This window comes from Faecalicatena contorta (assembly GCF_001404335.1).
In the GTDB taxonomy this organism is placed as follows: Bacteria; Bacillota; Clostridia; order Lachnospirales; family Lachnospiraceae; genus Faecalicatena; species Faecalicatena contortus_B.
On record NZ_CYZU01000001.1, the window covers coordinates 1 to 20538 of the forward strand.

At 44.4% G+C, this 20538-nt stretch carries 13 protein-coding genes; 11 read left to right on the forward strand and 2 right to left on the reverse strand.

What is annotated here, in order from left to right; translation table 11 throughout:
- The first annotated feature begins 391 nt into the window (after nucleotides 1–391).
- The 7 genes from ARB69_RS00005 to ARB69_RS00035 all read left to right on the forward strand — a co-directional run bounded on the left by ARB69_RS00005 (nucleotide 392) and on the right by ARB69_RS00035 (nucleotide 11496).
- Entirely contained in the window at nucleotides 392–1648 is a 1257-nt protein-coding gene (locus ARB69_RS00005; protein ID WP_055149822.1) for a serpin family protein, read from the forward strand.
- Nucleotides 1649–1701: 53 nt separating this feature from the next.
- Nucleotides 1702–3405, forward strand: a complete 1704-nt coding sequence (locus ARB69_RS00010; RefSeq protein ID WP_055149825.1) for an ABC-ATPase domain-containing protein — start codon at nucleotides 1702–1704, stop codon at nucleotides 3403–3405.
- A 13-nt stretch (nucleotides 3406–3418) separates the two neighbouring features.
- Nucleotides 3419–4573, forward strand: coding sequence for an exonuclease SbcCD subunit D (locus ARB69_RS00015; protein WP_055149830.1), 1155 nt, complete (start codon nucleotides 3419–3421; stop codon nucleotides 4571–4573).
- A gap of 1 nt (nucleotide 4574) precedes the next feature.
- The gene (locus ARB69_RS00020) at nucleotides 4575–7229 is read left to right on the forward strand and encodes an AAA family ATPase (protein ID WP_055149833.1); all 2655 of its coding nucleotides are present in this window, start codon (nucleotides 4575–4577) and stop codon (nucleotides 7227–7229) included.
- 21 nt (nucleotides 7230–7250) lie between these two features.
- Entirely contained in the window at nucleotides 7251–8309 is a 1059-nt protein-coding gene (locus tag ARB69_RS00025; protein WP_055150089.1) for an SGNH/GDSL hydrolase family protein, read from the forward strand.
- Between the two features lie 243 nt (nucleotides 8310–8552).
- The gene (locus tag ARB69_RS00030; RefSeq protein WP_050641863.1) at nucleotides 8553–9575 is read left to right on the forward strand and encodes a LacI family DNA-binding transcriptional regulator; all 1023 of its coding nucleotides are present in this window, start codon (nucleotides 8553–8555) and stop codon (nucleotides 9573–9575) included.
- A 253-nt stretch (nucleotides 9576–9828) separates the two neighbouring features.
- A complete protein-coding gene (locus ARB69_RS00035; protein WP_055149836.1) occupies nucleotides 9829–11496 on the forward strand; it encodes a glycoside hydrolase family 13 protein in 1668 nt (555 codons plus the stop codon).
- Nucleotides 11497–11530: 34 nt separating this feature from the next.
- On the opposite strand, the gene ARB69_RS00040 is transcribed toward ARB69_RS00035, so the two are convergent.
- Nucleotides 11531–13162, reverse strand: a complete 1632-nt coding sequence (locus tag ARB69_RS00040; RefSeq protein WP_055149839.1) for a response regulator — start codon at nucleotides 13160–13162, stop codon at nucleotides 11531–11533.
- Nucleotides 13155–14984 carry a sensor histidine kinase gene (locus tag ARB69_RS00045; RefSeq protein ID WP_055149845.1) on the reverse strand — a complete coding sequence of 610 codons (1830 nt, stop codon included), beginning with the start codon at nucleotides 14982–14984 and terminating at the stop codon, nucleotides 13155–13157. Before ARB69_RS00045 ends, ARB69_RS00040 begins: the two co-directional genes overlap by 8 nt.
- 217 nt (nucleotides 14985–15201) lie before the next feature.
- Between ARB69_RS00045 and ARB69_RS00050 the strand changes: the two genes are divergently transcribed.
- The 4 genes from ARB69_RS00050 to ARB69_RS00065 all read left to right on the forward strand — a co-directional run bounded on the left by ARB69_RS00050 (nucleotide 15202) and on the right by ARB69_RS00065 (nucleotide 20274).
- Entirely contained in the window at nucleotides 15202–16503 is a 1302-nt protein-coding gene (locus ARB69_RS00050; RefSeq protein ID WP_050641859.1) for an ABC transporter substrate-binding protein, read from the forward strand.
- Nucleotides 16504–16590: 87 nt separating this feature from the next.
- The gene (locus ARB69_RS00055) at nucleotides 16591–17475 is read left to right on the forward strand and encodes a carbohydrate ABC transporter permease (RefSeq protein WP_050641858.1); all 885 of its coding nucleotides are present in this window, start codon (nucleotides 16591–16593) and stop codon (nucleotides 17473–17475) included.
- 12 nt (nucleotides 17476–17487) lie between these two features.
- Nucleotides 17488–18306: a carbohydrate ABC transporter permease gene (locus ARB69_RS00060; protein ID WP_055149848.1), complete on the forward strand. Its 819-nt coding sequence runs from the start codon at nucleotides 17488–17490 to the stop codon at nucleotides 18304–18306.
- A 33-nt stretch (nucleotides 18307–18339) separates the two neighbouring features.
- Nucleotides 18340–20274 carry a glycoside hydrolase family 32 protein gene (locus tag ARB69_RS00065; RefSeq protein WP_055149851.1) on the forward strand — a complete coding sequence of 645 codons (1935 nt, stop codon included), beginning with the start codon at nucleotides 18340–18342 and terminating at the stop codon, nucleotides 20272–20274.
- Nucleotides 20275–20538: the final 264 nt, after the last annotated feature.

The window sequence follows — 20538 nt, forward strand, 5'->3', positions numbered from 1 at the left end:
CCTTAGAAATTCTTGGTGGGAAACAGCCCTGAAAATGGAGAGATTTTTGGATTCCGAATCCAAAAATCAACTGACCCAGCGCGAGAAATCATCGGATTTCTCGTGATGTGTCAGTGGTGCTCCATCTTCAGGGCTGTTTCCCGCCTAGAATTTCTTAGGTCCGCGGCCGCGTTTTTGAAAGGACATGGATGTTCTCCGGGAGGTTTTCGGCTATCCCTTTATGGAGCGTCCCCATCCGCGCCGAGGCTAAAGCTCGTCGCTAAATCCCGATTTTCTTGAAAAAGTCGCCCCGATGTGTTTTACAATTGTCTTTGTAAATGATACAATATGCGTAAATCGGCCCCCGTCAATTGACAATCATGTTCAATACAATAAGGAAAGGAGATCCCTTATGAAAAAGCGCATGTTTTCATTCTGTATTGCAGTAGTACTTACAGGCGCATTTCTTTTATCCGGCTGCGGCAAAAAGGTACAGGCATCAGACTTAATGAAAGGTGTAAAGGCCAATGATGTCAGCAAAGAAGCCGTGCTTCGTGACGAGGATGCTGTTGCCGCCGCAGATTTTGCGGTGCGCCTGTTTGAGGCCAGCCGGCAAGAAAACTCTGAGGTGCTGATATCGCCTGTTTCTGTGCTCTATGCTCTTGCTATGACCGCGAATGGGGCAGAAGGGGAGACCCTCACACAGATGGAGGATGTGCTGGGGCTGAGCGTAGAAGAACTGAATCCATACCTCTATGCTTATAAAGAGGCATTGGCTTCCGGCAATAAGTACAAGCTGGATATTGCCAATTCAATCTGGTTTAAAGAGGATGAGAGTCTGACCGTGAATCCGGATTTTCTGCAGGCAAACGCAGACTGGTATGACGCGGAGCTTTACCAGGCGCCTTTTGATAATTCCACGCTCAAGGACATCAACAATTGGGTCAGCGATAAAACGGACGGTATGATAGAAGATATACTGGATGAGATTCCGGATGAAGCGATCATGTATCTGATCAATGCGATTGCTTTTGATGCCGAATGGGAGAACATATATAAGGAAAATGAAGTTATGGCGGATGTTTTTACAACGGAAAACGGAAGTGAGCAAATTGCAGAGCTGATGTATTCGGAAGAGAACGAATATCTGGAAGATGAGAATACAACCGGTCTGATTAAGTATTATAAGGACGGAAAATATGCGTTTGCAGGCCTGCTTCCGAAAGAGGGGATAAGCGTGAGCGAATACATTTCCTCCTTAACGGGTGAAAAGTTGATGAGACTTTTGAACAACTCGCAGAGCGTGCCGGTGGATGCGGCGATCCCCAAATTTGATAATGAGTACGATACAGAGATGAGTGAGATTCTGAAAGATATGGGGATGACGAATGCATTTGATCCCGGACTGGCAGATTTCAGCGGGTTGGGAACATCGACGGATGGGAATATTTATATAAACCGTGTACTGCACAAAACTTATATTGCGGTGGATGAACAAGGGACGAAGGCGGGAGCAGCCACAGCTGTGGAGCTGATGACGGAAGCTGCGATGATCGATTCCGCAGAGCGCAAAACCGTATACTTGAACCGGCCGTTTATTTATATGCTGATTGATAGTGAAGCGAAACTTCCTGTCTTCATGGGGACAGTGATGGATATAAAAGAATAAGGCTCACGGGAGTGTGCCGTCTGAACAAGAAAGTAGAAAAGGAGTGCATTAAGATGCAGACATCAACAGAACTAAAAAATTTACTCAACAGGATTGACCACAAGAGTTATCCTGCCTACAAAGATACGAAGGGTGTTTATCAGTTCCTCGGGTATCAGCTTTCCATCGATCATGTACAGGGAGATCCATTTGCCTCCCCTTCAAAATTAAGTATTCATATAAAAGGTGCGGCGGCAGGGTTTCCAAAAGAGCTGTTTGAGACGGAGCACCGCCGGATTGCTCTGCAGGATTATCTGACACGCCAGTTCGGACGCGGTGTTGAAAAGTATGCATTCAAAGCCAAAGGTTCGGGCAAGAGCGGCCTGATCTCTGTCAGCAGATGCGGACAGGAGATACTGGAACGTACGGCATGCAGTATTGATGTTCGTACCGGGGATCTGGTACTAAGGCTTGAGGCCGGTTTTCCTGCAAACGGAAGAACCATCAATGCCAGGGAATTAATGAAGATATTGTTTGATTTTTTGCCTGAGTGTGTGGAAAATTCTCTGTATTATAAGAAAAGCGATAAAAAAAGAATTGAACAGACAGCATTTCTCGCGGACGACCAGCAGTACATCCGGGAGCAGCTGCCGGCTCTGGGACTGGCTGCTTTTGTGGCGGACGGAGCTATTCTGCCCAGAGAATCCGGAATTTCTTCACGGCCAATGAAAGGGGCGGTTGCCTTTGCTGCACCGGAGGAACTGAAAGTAACGCTGGAACTTCCTCACAGAGGAAAAATAACGGGAATGGGAATCCGCAGAGGAATCACACTGATTGTGGGCGGGGGATACCACGGAAAGTCTACGCTCCTGAAAGCGCTGGAACTGGGGGTTTATAACCATATTGCGGGGGACGGCAGGGAGTATGTGATTACAGACGCCACCGCAATGAAGATCCGCGCAGAGGATGGACGCAGCATTAAGAAAACAGATATTTCCATGTTTATAAATGACCTTCCCAATAAGAAGGAAACACGAGGATTCTACACAGAGGATGCCAGCGGAAGTACATCCCAGGCAGCGAATGTGATAGAGAGCATGGAGGCGGGGGCAAAACTGCTGCTGATCGATGAAGACACAAGCGCAACGAATTTTATGATACGGGATGAGCTGATGCAGCGCGTGATACACAGAGATATGGAACCCATCACGCCATTTATCGAACGGATCAGGGAATTGTATGATGAGTATGGAATATCAACTGCCATCGTGGCAGGAAGTTCCGGGGCATATTTCCATATTGCGGACTGCATTATCCAGATGGACAGATATGTGCCGAAAGATATCACCGCTCTTGCGAAAAGAGAGGCCGAAAGTTTTCCAATGCTCAGCGGGCCGGATGAAAAAGCAGCAGCACCCGTGTTCACACGATGCCCGGGAGGAAATCCGGCATTTCGCGGGAATGACAGGGTAAAGATGAAGACGATGGGCCGGGAGGCTGTGCAGATTAACCGGGAAACCATAGACCTGCGCTATGTGGAGCAGCTCGTTGACAGTGAGCAGGTGTCTGCTCTGGGGTATTGTGTAAAATATGCGGAAAAACATTTTTTAGACGGAAGAAAGACTCTGCAGAAGGTTGTGGAGGAGTTGGAGAATAAGATAAAAAAAGACGGACTGGGTAGTTTGTGTGAAAGCGGCTCCAGTGTGGCGTGCCTTGCAGCGCCGAGAAAACAGGAGATATATGCATGCCTGGATCGATACCGGGGCCTGAAGCTGTAGAAAGGGGACTCATATGCGTTTTTTTCATTTATCTGATCTGCATATTGGCAAACAATTGCACCACTACAGCCTTCTGGAGGACCAGAGACATATATTAAACGAGGTGGTCAGCAGGGTGAAGGAGTTGAAACCCGATGCAATAGTCATAGCCGGAGATATCTATGACAAGTCCGTCCCGTCGGCGGAGGCGGTCTCGCTATTTGACGATTTTCTGACGGAACTGGCTGACGTGGACGAAAAACCGGCGGTTATTCTGATCAGCGGGAACCATGATTCGGCCCAGCGGCTGGACTACGCCAGCCGAATTCTGGGCAGACAGAATATATATATTGCAGGTGAAGCGCCCAGGGAAAAGGATGAATATTTAAAGAAAGTAACACTCTGTGACGAATACGGGGATGTGGACTTTTATCTGCTCCCATTTTTAAAGCCGGGGTATGTCCGCGGTGTTTTTGAGGAAGAGATTCCGGAGACTTACAGCGAAGCGGTCGCGCGTATCTTGGAACGGGAAGCACCGGACCGGGAGAAGCGCAATGTTTTGTTGTCCCACCAGTTCTATACGGGAAACGGGAAAACGCCGCAGACCTGCGATTCGGAGCTGTTTTCCGTGGGCGGGATTGACAATGTTGACATCGCGCCCCTCCTGCAGTTTGATTATGTGGCTCTCGGACACCTGCACCGGGCACAGCAGGCCGGAGAGCCCTTTATCCGTTACTGCGGGACCCTTCTGAAGTATTCCGTCAGTGAGGCAGGAGATACGAAGTCGCTTCATGTGGTGGAACTCGGCAAAAAGGGGGAAGAGGTGCACGTAGAGCTTCTGCCGCTGCATCCGCTCAGGGATGTGCGTACGGTCCGCGGAGAGATGAAGCAGATCATGGGGCAGGCGGAGAACGGGAGCTGTGAGGACTATATCAGCATTACGCTGACGGATGAGGTGGATCCGTACAGGCCAAAGGAACAGCTGGAAAAAGTATATCCCCACATTCTCGAGATCCGGATGGATAATGCCCGCACCAGGAAGCGTCTGGAGGAGTTCGACGATGAGGTGGAATTGACCGATCCGCTGTCTGTATTTGGGGAGTTTTATGAGGAAATCCAGGGCCGGGAGCTGTCTCAGGAAGAGAGGGGATTTCTGGAACAGGTATTTGAGAAGGTGAAGGGGGAATAAGATGAGGCCGGTAAGGTTGATAATGTCTGCATTTGGTTCTTATGCAGATGTGGAAGAAATAGATTTTACAAAAATACAGCATGGCCTTTTTCTTATCACCGGAGACACCGGTGCAGGAAAGACCACGATTTTTGATGCCATCACGTACGCGCTTTACGATAAAACCAGCGGAGGAAGGCGCGATGGCAATATGATGCGCAGCCAGTATGCATCAGAAGAGACGGATACTTTCGTAGAGTATACATTTTCCTACAGAGGAAAAGAATATACGGTCAGAAGAAACCCCGAATATCTGCGGATCGGAAAGCGCCGGATGGCGGACGGCTCGCCCCGTCTTGTAAAAGAGACGGCCAAGGTAAGCCTGCTCATGCCGGACGGCAGAGAGGTACAGGGAAAGAAGAAGGACATTGATAATAAAATCGAGGAAATCATCGGTCTGGATGTGAACCAGTTCACCCAGATCGCAATGATTGCTCAGGGAGATTTCCTGAGACTGCTCCATGCAGAGTCCAAAGAACGCAAGAAGATTTTCTCCAGAATCTTTCAGACCAGGCTGTACTGGCAGGTACAGGAAGAATTAAAGGAGGAGGCAAAACAGCTCTATATCCGCATGGAGGACAATACAAAAGACTGCCTGCGTGAGATGGAGCGTGTGGAGACTTATGCCAAAAGCGCTGAGTCTGCTAAGTGGGAGCGGCTTTCGGCGCTGAAAATTCCTCCGGCAGAGGAGGTCATGGACGTATTAAAGGAAATCTGCAGGCAGGGGAAGTCCATGGAGACAGAGGCCGAGAAAGAACATACACAGCTGCAGAAGCAGGCCGAGAATCTCAATGCCGCGATCCGCGGCCAGGAAGAGGTCAACATTCTGTTTCGGTCGAAAGAGCAGGTTCAAAAGAGGCTGCAGGAGCTGGAGGAAAAAAAGAGCGGCATGAAAGAGATCAGCCGTCAGATCAAAGACGGTGAGCGGGCCGAAAAAGTTCTTGTTAAAGAAGAACAGTATAAACGGACCAGCCTGGAAGCAAAGCGTCTGCAAGAAACAGTGGGGCAGACAAAAAGCTGGATGGAGGAGCAGACGGCAGTTTCGGCAGAGAAGGAAAAGGAACTGCAGCAGCTGGAGGAAGAGCTGCAGGAAAAGGAACCCGTTTTTCAAAAACAGATTCTCCGTCTGAAAGATATTCTGCCCAGATATGCGAATATCAGGAAACTGGAAGAACAGTATCACAAACAGTTAAAGAAAATGGAACGTGTGCTCAAGGAGTGCCGGGCGGCCTCTGCGGATTACGAGAAAAAGTACCAGCAGTTTTTTGAGGAACAGGCCGGTATTCTGGCAAAGGAACTAAAGGAAGGCCAGCCGTGTCCTGTATGCGGTTCTACAGAACACCCCCACAGGGCGGAGATACTAAAGGGCGCTCCGGGGCAGGAAGAAGTGCAGCAGGCCAAGGAAAGGCGGGATCAAAAAGAGCAGGAGCGTACCGCCTGCCAGGAACAGTTTCAGGCATCCAAAAGCCGCCTGGACTCCGAAAGAAAACTGTTGGAGGAAGCGGCGGAAGATATCATGGCAGGAGGTTCCCTTTTAGAGGATGAAGCAAGAGCACATTTGAAACAGCTGGAAGATGATTTAAAAGAAATGAAGAAAAATTTCCAGAAAAAGGGAAAAGATTTCCGGGAATTGATGGAAGAAATGAAGCGCAGAAGCGGACTTCTGGAGAGCCAGGAAAAACAGCTCCAGGAATTGAATACGAAGCAGAAAGAAGAGGAAGAATATTTTCAGGAAGAGTTAAAAGCACAGAAATTTGCGTCCCGTGAAGAATACAGCAGTGCATTGGAATGGACGGAAGGACGCAAAGCGAAAGCCGAAGCACTCAGCCAATATGAAAAAGAGTGCCTGGAAGTAAAAACAAGGTATGAAATGCTCTGCCAGCAGAGCGAGGGAAAGCAGCCTGCAGACCTGGAGGAAGAAAAAGAAAAGCTGGAAGAGGTGCTCATCTCACAGAAAGCGCAGAAAGACAGGTGGCTTCAGCTGCACAGCCAGAACCAGAAAAACAAAGAGGCCAGGGCAAAGCTGAAACAGTATTTTGAAACAAAAGCAGGTCTGACAATGCAGTACGAGATGGTCAACAACTTGAGCCGTACGGCCAATGGAACCCTGAACGGCAGTATTAAGCTGGATTTTGAAACCTATGTGCAGAGAAAATATTTCAAGCAGATCATCCATGCCGCCAACCGGCGGCTCAGCAAGATGACCTCCAACGAATTTATCCTGCAGTGCCGGGAAATCAAAGACCTGAGCAGCCAGGGGCAGGCCGGGCTGGATCTGGATGTCTACCACCTTGTCAACGATTCCGTCCGGGATGTGAAGACACTGTCCGGAGGCGAATCTTTCATGGCATCCCTCTCCATGGCGCTGGGACTGTCAGACATCATACAGAACACGGCAGGCGCAATCAGTCTGGAGACGATGTTTGTGGATGAAGGCTTCGGTTCCCTGGATGACGCGGCAAGAGAGCGGGCGATCCAGATTCTGCAGGAGCTGGCAGGTGAAAAAGGAATCGTGGGAATCATATCCCATGTAAATGAATTAAAAGAACAGATCGAATGGAAACTTGCAGTGACAAAGACAGAGCAGGGAAGCAGTACCAGGTGGGTATTAGAATAAACAGAAATGGAAGTGGGACAGATGAAGAAATACCTGAAAACAGCATCAGCCCTGCTGCTGGCCGTAATCCTCAGCCTGCAGCAGGCACTGCCCGTTAGGGCATGGGAGGAAATTATAACCTGTACGGTTCTTGGGGACAGCATCGCAAAGGGGTATTCTTCAGATAAAGTCAATCAAATAGACTGCTACGGCCGTATTGTGACCGAACAGATTGCCGATGAAAATGCGATATATTTTGACTATCAGAATTACGCGAAAAACGGCCTGGACACACAGGGCCTCAATGAAAAGGTTCTGTCCAGGGATACGGTAAAAAGAAATCTGAACAAATCGGATCTTATATTTGTAACAATGGGGTCCAACGACCTTATGAACGAATTTAAAAAAGAAGCCCAGGAAATCCTGAATTCCGACACCAAATTCAGGAGTGCACCTCAGGCTTTGAATGAACTTCAGGAAGCGGTCAAAAAAAATCCGTTACTGATCCTCAAGATCATAGATGCCTTAAGCAGCTGGGACTATGGAGGTTTTGAGGCAGAGTGGGCCACTGCCATGCAGACTATAACCCAGCAGAAAAAAGACACGGCTCAAATTATCGTAACCAATATCTACAACCCCATTTATAATATGCAGCTTCCCGGAACCATGAATAAGGTTGTAGAAGACATCATCCAGAATATGAACAGTATCATCGAAAAAAGAGCAGAAGAATTCGACTACCAGGTCGTAGACCTTTTCAACTCCAATATCGTAGCCTTCGTCCAGGGCGACGGCCTCCACCCCAGCCAGGAAGGGCAGCAGCTTATCGCAGCAATGGTCTACGATGAAATCCAGCCCGTTACGGATATAAATACTCAGTCCGTAGATGGCGAAGCCGTAAAGGGAGAAGCTCAACAGCCAAAGCCGGCAGACCAATCCGAACAGTCTGCTCCCGAGAACGAAGACCTGCCCCCCGATACCACCAAACAGTCCAAAAACCAACCCAATCAGGGCAAATATTCATACTTCGTTCCTACAATCTTACTGGTAATATTAGCAAGTGTCCTGATCATATCAATCAGACGCAAAAATAAAAATTAACATCCAAAAGCGGAATGCATTTTCCCATTACCCATCAATTATACCATAAGTGGGTGACAAATTATTATTTGAGTATTCCTATTATTTATTCAAAGCGCCTGTGATTATATAATTGCAAACTAATAAATAGAATAATAATTAACTATCTGTCAAACTCCCGAGCTGGTCACGGCTATAGCAGAGTTGTTTAAAATATGGGGATATGGTATATTTTATTCATAAATAATGTTAGGAGCGGTTCTTATGGCTACGATTAAAGAGATTGCGGATATGCTGGGTGTGAGTACTGCAACCGTATCAAATGTTATAAATGGAAAGACAAAAAAAGTTTCTAAAAAAAATATCGAACGAATTGAGAAAGTGCTGAAGGAAACAAAGTATGTAAAAAGAATGGATAAAAATGCGCTTATAAATGGGAAGCCTCTTATTATCGGTGTGGTAATCCACACATGTAAATCCTATGAGAATACATTTTTGTCGGACCCTTTTTACGGGCAGCTTGTTGGCGTACTGGAGAGAGAGATAAGAAAAGCCGGATACTATATGATGCTGTATGCTTCGGAAAGTATCGAAGAGATCTATCAGATGGTGATGACCTGGAACATTGCCGGTCTTGTGGCAATTACTTTCACGCACACAGAGTATAATAAGCTGGCAGCGTTAATAAAGAGACCTATAGTTGCTGTAGATTTATATAATATATTAGATGATAATTTTTATAATGTCGGAACACAGGACAAACAGGGTGGATACCTGATGACTAAATATTTATTGGATCTTGGATATTCAGATATTTTAGTGATAGGTAACCGTAATGTGGGCGTCGATTATACCAGGTGGCAGGGGTATGAAGAGGCAATAAAAAAGGCAGAAGGTTCTCGTTTAAAGGCATATCCGATGATTATAGCCAGCGACGTATACGAAAAGAGGCAGAAACAGTTGGAGGAGCTGGCTGAATTTGCTGATAAGAATAAAAGAACAGCACTGTTTTTCCTTGCAGATATTTTAGCCGTTGAAGGTATTAATTATTTAGGCAGGAAGGGGGTTAAAGCTCCCGATGATATTGGGATTGCGGGGTATGATGACAATCAGTATTCAAGTATTTCCCACCCCAAACTGACAACTATAAATCAGGATATAACGAGAAAAGCTAAAAAAACATTCGAGATGCTGTTGGATTTACTTAATGAAAAGGAGACCGGGACTCATAATCTTCTGCTGCCGGTTCGGTTGGTTATTAGAAATTCGGTGAAGGATAAGGGATAATATATGTGCATATTACATATATTATCCCTTTCCTTTTTGTATACTAAGCAGGTTATGTCCGTAACCTGTTGACAGGCCATAGAAACAAGTTTAAACTCTTGAAATATCCTTAGCTAAGAAACTTATAGTAACAGTACAGGCTTGTCTGAACCGTTACAGCTTAACCCCAAGTGTACACCGGAATCCATGCCCTGCGGGCGGGTGTGCGGACAAGCTGCAAAACAATGTTAAAATTGGAAATGTGAGGTGTTTTATGAGAGAACAATGGTGGAAAGAGGCGGTAGTATATCAGATTTACCCAAGGAGCTTTTATGACAGCAACAATGATGGTGTTGGTGATATCAATGGTATTATTCAGAAGCTGGATTATCTGAAAGAACTGGGTATAGATGTAATCTGGCTTTCACCGGTTTATCAATCTCCCAATGCGGATAATGGTTATGACATTAGCGACTATCATGCTATTATGAAAGAGTTTGGGACGATGGAAGATTTTGATCACTTATTAATTGAGGCGCATAAGCGGAACCTGCGGATCGTGATGGACTTGGTCGTAAATCATACCTCGGATGAACACGAATGGTTTACCAAAAGCAGATCTTTGCCGGATAGCAAGTATCACGATTATTATATCTGGAAGAGGGGGAGGAACGGAGGAGCTCCAAATAACTGGGGAAGCTGGTTTTATAATTCTGCGTGGGAATATGAGGATAATACGGATATGTATTATCTGCATATATTCTCTAAAAAGCAGCCGGATTTAAATTGGGATAATCCTTTATTGCGGGAAGAGGTTTACTCAATGATGACATGGTGGCTGGATAAGGGGGTAGATGGATTCCGGATGGATGTCATCAGCCTGATTTCTAAAAATCCGTCTTTTCCGGATGGAGAAGTAACCGGGGCATACGGAGATTTTGGTGACTTGACGCCATATTGCGAGAATGGCCCGCGTGTTCATGAATATCTGAAGGAAATGAATGAGAAAGTGCTGTCAAAATACGACATTATGACAGTTGGAGAAACACCGAATGCATCTGTGGATGATGCAGCAAAATTCGCGAATTGCGATGGCACTGAGCTAAATATGGTGTTTCAATTTGAGCATGTTTCAATCGATTACGGGCAGTTTGGAAAATATACGGAGAACAGATATCGTCTGAAAGACTTGATAGAGGTTTTGAGTAAGTGGCAGGACGGCTTGTCTGACAAGGGCTGGAACAGTTTATACTTTGAGAACCATGACCAGCCCCGTTCTGTATCTAGATTCGGGGATGTATCAACGCCGTTGTACTGGGAAAAATCGGCGAAGATGCTGGCAACCTGCCTGTATATGTTACAGGGGACGCCCTATATATACCAGGGGCAGGAAATTGGGATGACAAATCCCAGATTTGAATCATTTGCAGACTATAAAGATATTGAGGCTAAAAATGCATACCGTGATCTGGTTGAAGAACAAAAAATTATGACAGAGGATCAATTTCTTAGATGTGTATTTAATCTGGGACGTGATAATGCAAGAACACCGATGCAATGGAATAACAGCAGCTATGCGGGATTTTCAAAGGCAGCGCCATGGATGAAAGTGAATCCTGATTATCAGGATATCAATGTGGAGAAACAGCGAAATGACCCCGATTCAATCCTGAGTTATTATAAAACATTAATCAAACTGCGCAAGAATTATAAGGTCATTGTCTATGGTAAATATGAATTGCTGAATCCAATATCCGAGTATATATGGGCGTATAAAAGAAAACTTGACAATACAGTCATGACTGTAATGGCAAACTTTTCTGACCAAACCGTCGGATGTGAATTATTCAAACAGGAGTCAGGAATCTTATTATCAAATTACAGGCAGCATCAGATTTTGAAACTACAGCCATATGAGGTTATTGTTCAATTAGAACAGTGATAGAAGAGGTGGGAAGGAGAGTATCCTTCCCACCTCAGTTGGTTTCATTCTCCCAGCCTCTTTTTTGCTGGTACTCGCCGGGAGAGACCGAGTAATATTGCTTAAAGACATAAGAAAAATGCTTTACATTCACATATCCAACTTTTTCGGCAATCTCATAAATTTTCATATTAGGATTATTTTTCATATAGTTGACCGCATTTTTCATGCGTATGCCAGTCAGATATTTAATATAAGATTCCCCCATCTCATTATGGAACAGTGTGCTGAGATAGTTGGGTGAAACGCCGATTTCTTCGGCAATCCATGCAAGACTGACCGGCTCAGCATAGTGCAGGTGTATATATTGTTGTGCTTTACTGACTATATTAGCTTCCGGGTTCGCGTCGGTATCAAAAGTTATATCTGCATACTTCCGGTCTGAAAGCAGGCCGATAACCTTTATCAGATATTTACTCGTTGAAATCTCCGGCTCAGTGGATATGTGCGGTATTGAGGATAAAATATACATAATATCATCCGGGTTCCACAGGTTCTGGATGGCCTTTAAAGATTTTATCAAGTAGAGGCTGACGGCAATTCTATTCTGCAGGGCATCATCAGGAAGTAATGCGATTATGGAATCAATAATCAGCGGCTGGTCAGCGGTCTGATCTTTGACAATTGCCGAATGGAGCGCTTTTACGTAATGGTTTATTTTGTGGATTCGTGATATGAGGATGTCCTCTGTTTCTTCATAAATATAAATTTGGCTGGAGCGGCTGAATATCCGGCAGTTTAATGCAGCCGCCGCCTCCTGGTAAGCGTCATTTACCATTAAAATATCCTCGAATGCAGAGCTTTGGCCTGCTGAAAGCGACAATTCCATATTTGGAAATTTATTTTTCCGGACTTCCTGTAAAAAGTCTTTCGCCAGAAGAGACGCCGATTGATATGTTTCCCCTGACAGTAGCACCACCACATCTTCGTTGTGATCCAGGCTGATCCATATATTTGCCGGATGTTCTTCTGCCAGCTCAAGTGTCAATCGATAAAGGATATATTTGTATAAAGGAATGTCACTTGCCGGTATTTCGTTAGAGAGTAAGATATCTTCATCTATACTTATGAGCAAAATGATTCCGGCGCCGTCCAGAAGGTTTATTTTCATCCGATGTATCATCGGGTGCAGGGATTGGGTCTCGACATAAGAGTTATTGATAATCGCCTGGATAAAGCGTGATACAATTTGTATCTTCCCTTCTTCGTTCAGTTCCAGTAAGCTGTGATAGATATACTCTTCGGCCTGTTCTGCAGACAGTGCGGCTTTTATGGTATTTAGCGTTTCTTTTAAATTCGGCAGAGAAATGGGTTTTAATAAATAGTCTTTTACACCAAATTTGATGGCTTTTTGGGCAAACTGGAATTCGTCATAACCAGAAAGGATTATGATTTTCTGGCGGGGCCTGTTTTTTAATATTTCCTGACATAATGTCAGCCCGTCCATTTCGGGCATCTTAATATCAGTTATAATAAGATCTGCATCATTCTTTGTTAACCAGTCTAAAGCAGAAATACCGTCATAACATGTCTGTGAAATATTCCAGTCAGCATCTTGCCTGGGAATTGAAACAGAAAGAAAATCCAGTGTAAGTTTCTCATCGTCTACTAATAAGATATTATACATTTTCCTGAGCCTCCTTTTTTAAAAGCGGCAGTTTTACCGTAACCCTGGTGCCAGCATCGGGCTCGCTGTTTATATGGATCCCGTATTGACTTCCATAGTGCAGCTTAATACGATTGCTTACATTTTCCAGTCCGATATGGCCGTCTGTTCCGGGGGCAGAGTAGCTTTGCGGCCGGCTGGCAGCCTGCTCAAGTTTCTCTTTTAGTGCTGTCAGCTGTTCGTCTGTCATACCTTTACCGGTATCGGCAACAATGAAAAAAGTGAATTGGCCTTCCGTAAATCCGTTCACGGTAATCCTGGTTTTGGCCCGCTGCTTTTCTAAACCGTGTATGATAGCATTTTCGACAATCGGCTGTAGTATAAAAGCCAGAATATATTGGTAGTAAAGCTCTTTTTCGAGGGACAGTTCATACTCCAGCCTTTCTTCAAATCGGCTGCGCTGGATCCCTAAATAGCAATCAAGCACAGAGTATTCGTTCGCTAATGTCACTTCCCGGTTCCATTTTGCCATGCCCCTCAGCAGCTGATGCAGTTTATCGATGTTATCCACGGCCTGTTCTGATTTGCCCAATTGGATCTGCATACTGATCATGTTCAGGGTATTGTATAAAAAATGCGGCTTAATCTGGCTTTGCAGGGCATTTAGCTGAGCCTGTGTGTGAAGTGCATTTGCTTCATATACCTGGGTTGCCAGTTGAGTGTTTCGCTGAATGTTTTCATTGATCGTCTGTACCATGGAATTAAAAGAATCTCCCAAATATCCGATTTCATCCTGGCGTTTACTTAAAAAGTGCACCTGAAAATTTCCCTTACGTACTTCCTTCATCAGCTGGACTATTTCCAGTAAAGGCTGCAGAAATCTGTTGGCAAAAATAAGCAGCACGATAATGGCTGAGAGGGAACTTATTGTTGCCAGCAATAGCGTAAAGTCCCGGGTCTGCCTGGCGTTAGCGGTAAGTTCTTCTAAGGAATTTACAGATACAATCGTCCAGTCAGAGTTTTTAACATTGGCAGTGTTCATTAAATATTCGGTTCCATCTATTTTTTGTGTCCAGCTGTTATCAGCAATTAAGGCTGTATCTGAAAGCAGGTCGATTTTCTCTGTTTTTATGCTGCTGTAAATAAGATTTTTTTGGCTATCGATGATAAACACGCCCCCATCGTTTCCCATCTTTACCTTTTCAGCAATTTCAGAGATACCGCTGTAACTGGCATCAACTTTAATAACACCAATTACTTTATCAATATTTTGTATACTCTTTAGTGGTTTCACTATGGAAAAAACAGTATTTTTGGGATAGGATACAATCTGCTCTAAATGAGGGGGAATAAAAGCAGACTTTTTGTTTTGCAGCGCGTCTTTATACCAGTCATAGCCGGAGTAATCAATACTATGATCAATACTTTTGGGCATTCTGCCGCTATAATAGATCTCATCTGTTATTACAAATACGTTTAAAACATCTTTGCGCGGCATAATCATAATCTGGTCCAGATAGTTCTCGATGATACGCCTTTTTTGTAAGCGCTCGACCTCATTGCCGCTGCTTTTCTCGAATTCATTTATGACTGTGTTATCATAATAGAGATATGTCGTCAGCCTGAAAAGTTCATCCAGATAATTGTTTATATTATACGCAAGCTGTTCGAGTGTTTGCTGTGTTTGAACAGACGATTGGCGCTCAGAGTCTTTAGCATATCGTGCATATGATAGCATCGATGATAAGAATACGGAAACTAAAATCAAAACAGCAACGACTACGGTCAGAGTAAAACGGATACTGCGCAACCGGATTGTAAATAATTTTATCAGTTTTTTCAAATGATCACCTCTCCTGTATGTCGTGAAAGATCGTATTTATTAGAATCAGCGGGCATGTCTTTGAGCTGTATCTAATATACCATAAAAATTCATGACATAATAGAAATAGGAAAAAAACGAACCGTAATCGTAGATTTTGAGTATTTCTCTTAAGACGGCTGACGCTTATACTTAACGTATACAAAAAAGAGAAATTTTCATATTAAGGAGGATCAGGATGAAGAGAAAAGTTTTAGCAGGTGTGTTAGCCATTGTATTAGCCTGTGGGATGGTCAGTGGCTGCGGGAAAAACAGTGACGTTGATAAAGCCAATTCGGGCGGGGATTCCGGCGAGAAGGTGACGGTAAAGTTTTTTAACGGAAATGTAGAAATGGTAGATTGGTACAATGAAGCAGTTGACCGCTTTAACCAGCAAAGTGACACCATTAAAGTTGAACATGAGTTCCAAAAGGAGGGGACGGCAGCACTCCAGACGAAGATTGCAGCCGATGATATTCCCGATATTACTACAATGTCAACGCAGCAAATGATAGATGCGGGTAAGTTTCTTGATTTGTCTGATAGTGAGTGGTGGGACAGAATTGATCCTTCGATCAAAGAGCTTTCTAAAGACACGAAAAGCGGCAAAAATTATTATATACCATCAAACACAATGATTACTGCGGCTATCTATAATCAAAAGATTTTTGACGAATTGAAGTTAACTCCTGCAAATACATTGGATGAGTTCACGGATAATCTCAGGGCGGTCAAGAAAGCCAGGCCGGATATGGATCCGTTGTATTTTTCAGGGAAAGAGGCCTGGACAATCGGAATGTTGTTCGGATGCATACCAGAGGCGGTGGAACGCCAAAAAATCGGCGATTTAGAATATGGGAAAGCAGCATTGGAAGGCGATTTAAGTGTTTTAAAGTATTCTGAAAAAGACGGCGCTTTAGAAAAATATATGGATTGGCTGGGAACCTTACAGGAAGAGGGTCTGATTAATGACAACGTACTTACGGCAACTTACGATGACGCAATGAATGCGATTGCGAAGGGAGAGGCAGCAGTTATCTTTCAGGGACTGTTTGCACTTGGCGGTATTATAGATATTAATCCGGAGGCAGTAAATGAGCTTCGTGTTAGTGCAATGCCGGCTGTCAGCGCCGATGTGAAACCGGCGATTAACCAGAGCCCTGACAGTACGTATTATATCATGGCTGACTCACCGAATCAGGAAGCGGCAAAGGAATTCTTAACATGGTTATTCAGCGTGGAGAATCAAGTTTCTTATACAGAGACAAGAAATGCGCCATCGGCTTTTGAGGATGTGTCCGCCGATCTTGGGCCGATTGTTGAGAGCGCTGTCGAGGTATCCAAGAGTGCTGCATCTCTGGGGCCTGCCAAAGAACCGGCCGGATTTGGCGGAGATGCGTCGGGAGTCATGCTGCAGGAATTTTTTGCCGGACAATATACTCCGGAAGAATTTGCTGCCGCATATGAAAAGGCCTGGAAAACTGCATTTGATGCACAATAGTGTGATTATAGGGGGAAAGGAGCTGCGGAATGAATTTTTTCATGCGCAGCTTCTTTTCAGGATACCATGAAGTTAAGGAGTATATATATGGAAATATTTAAAAGTAAGATATCATCCAATATGCATAAATTTATGTTTTTGCCTGCCACATTGCTTTTTGCGCTGTTTTTTGTCCTGCCGCTGATTCAGGGGGTAGGTGTGAGTATGACGGATTGGAATGGATTTTCCGAAGAACGGAATTTCATCGGACTTAGCAATTTCATCAGATTTTTTTCGGATGAACGGGCCATGAATGCGATCGGAGTCACCCTGCTGTTCGGCTTGATCAGTCCTTTGCTGCTGAATGTTCTGGGATTGCTTTTCGCAATATTACTTGACTCAAAGATCAAAGGGAAAGTTCTGGCACGTACCGCAGTTTATATGCCGTCCATAATCAGCCCCTTAATTATGGGGTATCTCTGGACGCTGATTTTGTCACCAAGAACCGGAGTTTTGGATCAAACTTTGCAGCAGTTAGGAATTGACTATTCATTTGGGTGGATGGGCGATCCGGATAAAGCCATTTGGCTGATTATCATTGTGAATGTTTGGCAGTTTGTAGGCGGGCCGATGATCATTTATCTGGCGGGCCTTCAGTCAATCCCCGGAGAATTGTATGAATCCGCCAAAATAGACGGTGCAGGATCCCTGCAGATGTTTAAAAATATAACATGGCCAATGCTGTATCCGTCAGCCCGGATTAACATATTTACAAATATAATTGGTTCCATGGCGGTATTTGATATTATTATGGCAATCACCATGGGCGGTCCGGGATACGCGACGGAATCGCTCAGCATCTTTATATACAAACAGTCGTTTAACGGTTTTGCCGGTTATGCCACAGCAGTGTCCATCATCATGTTCTTTATTATAGTCATTCCCGTTGCCATCTCATTGAGGTGGATGAAAGGAAAAGAGGTAGAAATGTAAGGGAGGTTACCTGTGAAAGTAATTAAAAAATTGTCATCTGGTTTGGGGATAGCAGCGATTATTATCGTATTTCTGATTCCATTTTATATCATGTTTTATCTGAGTTTAAGCGGCGCCGGCAGCAGCTTTGCAGAAGAGTGGTTTCCGCGGGCACTCAATTTTGAGAACTTTGCCAATGCATGGAAGGCTGCCAATATGGGCCGGGCCATGCGGAATTCGTTCATTATTACCGGCGGGGCAGTCGTTGTTTTAATTTTCTGCGCGGCCAGCGGAGGGTATGCGGCGGCAAGAAGTAAAAGTAAGATTAACCGTATCATATTTAATGTAATGATCCTCAGTATGATGGTTCCGGGAATCATTAATACAGTTCCGCTATACTCCATTATGAAAAGGATTAATGGGATTAATACACATTGGGCAATGATTTTGCTCTTGGCATGTCAAAGCCTGCCGTTTTCGGTATTTTTATATGAGGGGTTTATCAGCTCTATGAGTGAATCCATTGAGGAAGCAGCAATTATTGACGGGTGTTACAGATTTGCGGCATTTTGGAAAGTGACATTTCCATTGTTAAAGCCAATCACAGCTACGGTTGTTATAATGCAGGGAGTTGGTATATGGAACAATTACGGGCAGTCAGTGTTCTTCCTGCAAAATCAAAATTACCATACAATTCCATTAGCGATTTCTACTTTTTTTCAGACATATGGAGCCGATTATAATCTGCTGGCAGCCGGGGCAATGATAGGGCTGGCGCCGGTAGTTATCATTTTTGTGCTGTTCCAGAATCAATTTGTGAAGGGCTTGAGCTCCGGCGGAGTCAAGGGATAAAAAAACAAGTGTTAAAAAAAGGATGAATAAGTTATGTTAAAAAGAAAAAAATATTTTAAAGATCTGTACCGTCCGGGTTTTCACTATTCGGCTGAATCGCATGTTATCAATGACCCCAATGGTCTGTTTTATTATGAGGGGGAGTATCATTTAATGCATCAGTATAATATCAACAATCATATTCATTGGGGGCATGCCGTGAGCCGCGATCTTGTGCATTGGATGCATCTTCCTGCCGCATTGGCTCCGGATCTGATTGGCCAGATATGGTCAGGAAGTGCTGTTGTTGACTGGAAAAATACGAGTGGGCTGCAGTATGGAAAAGAAAAGGTGATTGCTGCATTATTTACTTATAATGAGCATGTAGATTCACAACAAAGCCAGGGATTGGCATATAGCAGAGACCGGGGACGGACATGGATAAAGTATGAGCAAAATCCGGTGTTAACATCGAAGGGGAAAAAGGATTTCCGTGATCCGAAGGTGTTTTGGTTTGAAGAAAAAAATGCCTGGATTATGGTAGTAGCATGTGGAGACCATGTTGAGTTTTATCGCTCTGCCAATCTGATTGAATGGGAGTTTACAGGCGAGTTTGGTTCAGGGGAAGGATCGCATCAGGGAGTATGGGAATGTCCGGATTTGTTCCGGATGCCAATCGAAAATTGCCAGGACGAAAATAAATGGGTTTTACTGGTCAGTGTAAATAGCGGGGCACCTGCGGGGGGAACGGGAATGCAGTATTTTATAGGGGAGTTTGACGGAAAAAGTTTTATAAATGATGGTCCGCCGGAAAAAATATCCTGGCTGGATTATGGCAAAGACTTTTATGCAGGGGTAACCTGGAACGACATTCTGCCGGATGACGGCCGGAGATTAATGATCGGCTGGGCCGATAATTGGCTTTACCGGGATGAATTACCCACGTCTCTTTTTAAGGGGCAGTTTTCCTCGGTCAGAGAGTTAAGATTAGTAAAAAAGCAGGATGAAATCCGTATCATTCAGAGGCCCGCAGAAGAAATCCGGCAATTAAGGAATCAAAGGCATGAGATTACACCTTGTGACATATTTCCTGACAGTACATTGGAATTGCCTGTTGAGGGGAATCAGTTTGAGATCATTTGTGAGCTTGCATTTAAAGGCAGTCATGCTGTAATGGAACTCATGATTGGGGATAGCGGCAGGGATCTCATTAAAATTGTTTATGATCGCAGAGAGGAAAAGATCATCTTTGACCGGACGAATTGTAATCAGTATCACATAGAGCATTTCAGGGGCAGATTCAAAGCCCCGTTCAAGCTTGAGGATGAGATACTAAAATTACATATATTGGTTGATTCATCGCAGATAGAGCTGTTCGCCGGGGACGGTTCGGTAGTTATGACAAACTTGTTCTTTGGGGGAGATCCCAGGCTGCGGGTGAGGTTAGCGGCTGGCAATTCTCCGCTGAGGCTGGTTAGCGGCCGTTGTTACAATCTGTCTTCTGTCTGGCCGGACAAGAAAAGCGAATCCGACTTGTTCGAAAACGTTTTTGATGGGAAGTGGATGAACACAGTACAAGGCTTTGAAGGCTGTTGTGCTGCAGATGGACTAGTGGCAACAACAGAAAAATCCCATGAGTTTCGGGTGCAATCAAGGCTGAAGATTACATCCTATCAGAGTGGAAAAAGCGCCGGCCTGGCATTCGGAATAAATGAAATGGGTATAGGATACAGGGTGGTGTTTGATGCTGAAAAGAAAGAGATGATCTTGTTTTATGATAAAATCCAAATTGGTAAGGCGGCGGTTATAATTAATACGGAGCGGACTTACCTCATTTGTGTCGAAATGAAAGAAGGGAACCTTAAAGTATACATTGACGGAGTAGAATTGTTTAAGGAAAAGCTAAATGAGTATACTGGAGGTGCTTTGGGGCTGTGTGTGAGCGAAACAAATGCATTATTTAACAATATTGAAATTACAAATAGTTAGCGCTCTTGATCTGACAGGAGTGGCAATTGCTTTGCCTATTGGTTACTGTGCACACCCTGCGGGCGTGCACAGCACGGTCTGAACAGCAACGCCTATTGTAAGAATTTACCTCAAAAATTCCACATTTCAAACACAAATCCGTCACAACCTTCTGTTAATTTTATCTTTATGTGGAGCACACAGCTGTTTCATATGGGCCGTCTTATCCAGAGTATGCTTGATGATTTGTCGGACGCTCCTGACCGGTTTGCATCCGCGGTAAGC

Bases quoted from the DNA above. Each gene is read 5' to 3' on its own strand.
- ARB69_RS00015 (WP_055149830.1), top strand. From the start codon at position 3,419: ATGCGTTTTTTTCATTTATCTGATCTGCATATTGGCAAACAATTGCAC.
- ARB69_RS00010 (WP_055149825.1), top strand. From the start codon at position 1,702: ATGCAGACATCAACAGAACTAAAAAATTTACTCAACAGGATTGACCAC.
- ARB69_RS00050 (WP_050641859.1), top strand. From the start codon at position 15,202: ATGAAGAGAAAAGTTTTAGCAGGTGTGTTAGCCATTGTATTAGCCTGT.
- ARB69_RS00040 (WP_055149839.1), bottom strand. From the start codon at position 13,162: ATGTATAATATCTTATTAGTAGACGATGAGAAACTTACACTGGATTTT.
- ARB69_RS00035 (WP_055149836.1), top strand. From the start codon at position 9,829: ATGAGAGAACAATGGTGGAAAGAGGCGGTAGTATATCAGATTTACCCA.
- ARB69_RS00030 (WP_050641863.1), top strand. From the start codon at position 8,553: ATGGCTACGATTAAAGAGATTGCGGATATGCTGGGTGTGAGTACTGCA.
- ARB69_RS00025 (WP_055150089.1), top strand. From the start codon at position 7,251: ATGAAGAAATACCTGAAAACAGCATCAGCCCTGCTGCTGGCCGTAATC.
- ARB69_RS00055 (WP_050641858.1), top strand. From the start codon at position 16,591: ATGGAAATATTTAAAAGTAAGATATCATCCAATATGCATAAATTTATG.
- ARB69_RS00020 (WP_055149833.1), top strand. From the start codon at position 4,575: ATGAGGCCGGTAAGGTTGATAATGTCTGCATTTGGTTCTTATGCAGAT.
- ARB69_RS00005 (WP_055149822.1), top strand. From the start codon at position 392: ATGAAAAAGCGCATGTTTTCATTCTGTATTGCAGTAGTACTTACAGGC.
- ARB69_RS00065 (WP_055149851.1), top strand. From the start codon at position 18,340: ATGTTAAAAAGAAAAAAATATTTTAAAGATCTGTACCGTCCGGGTTTT.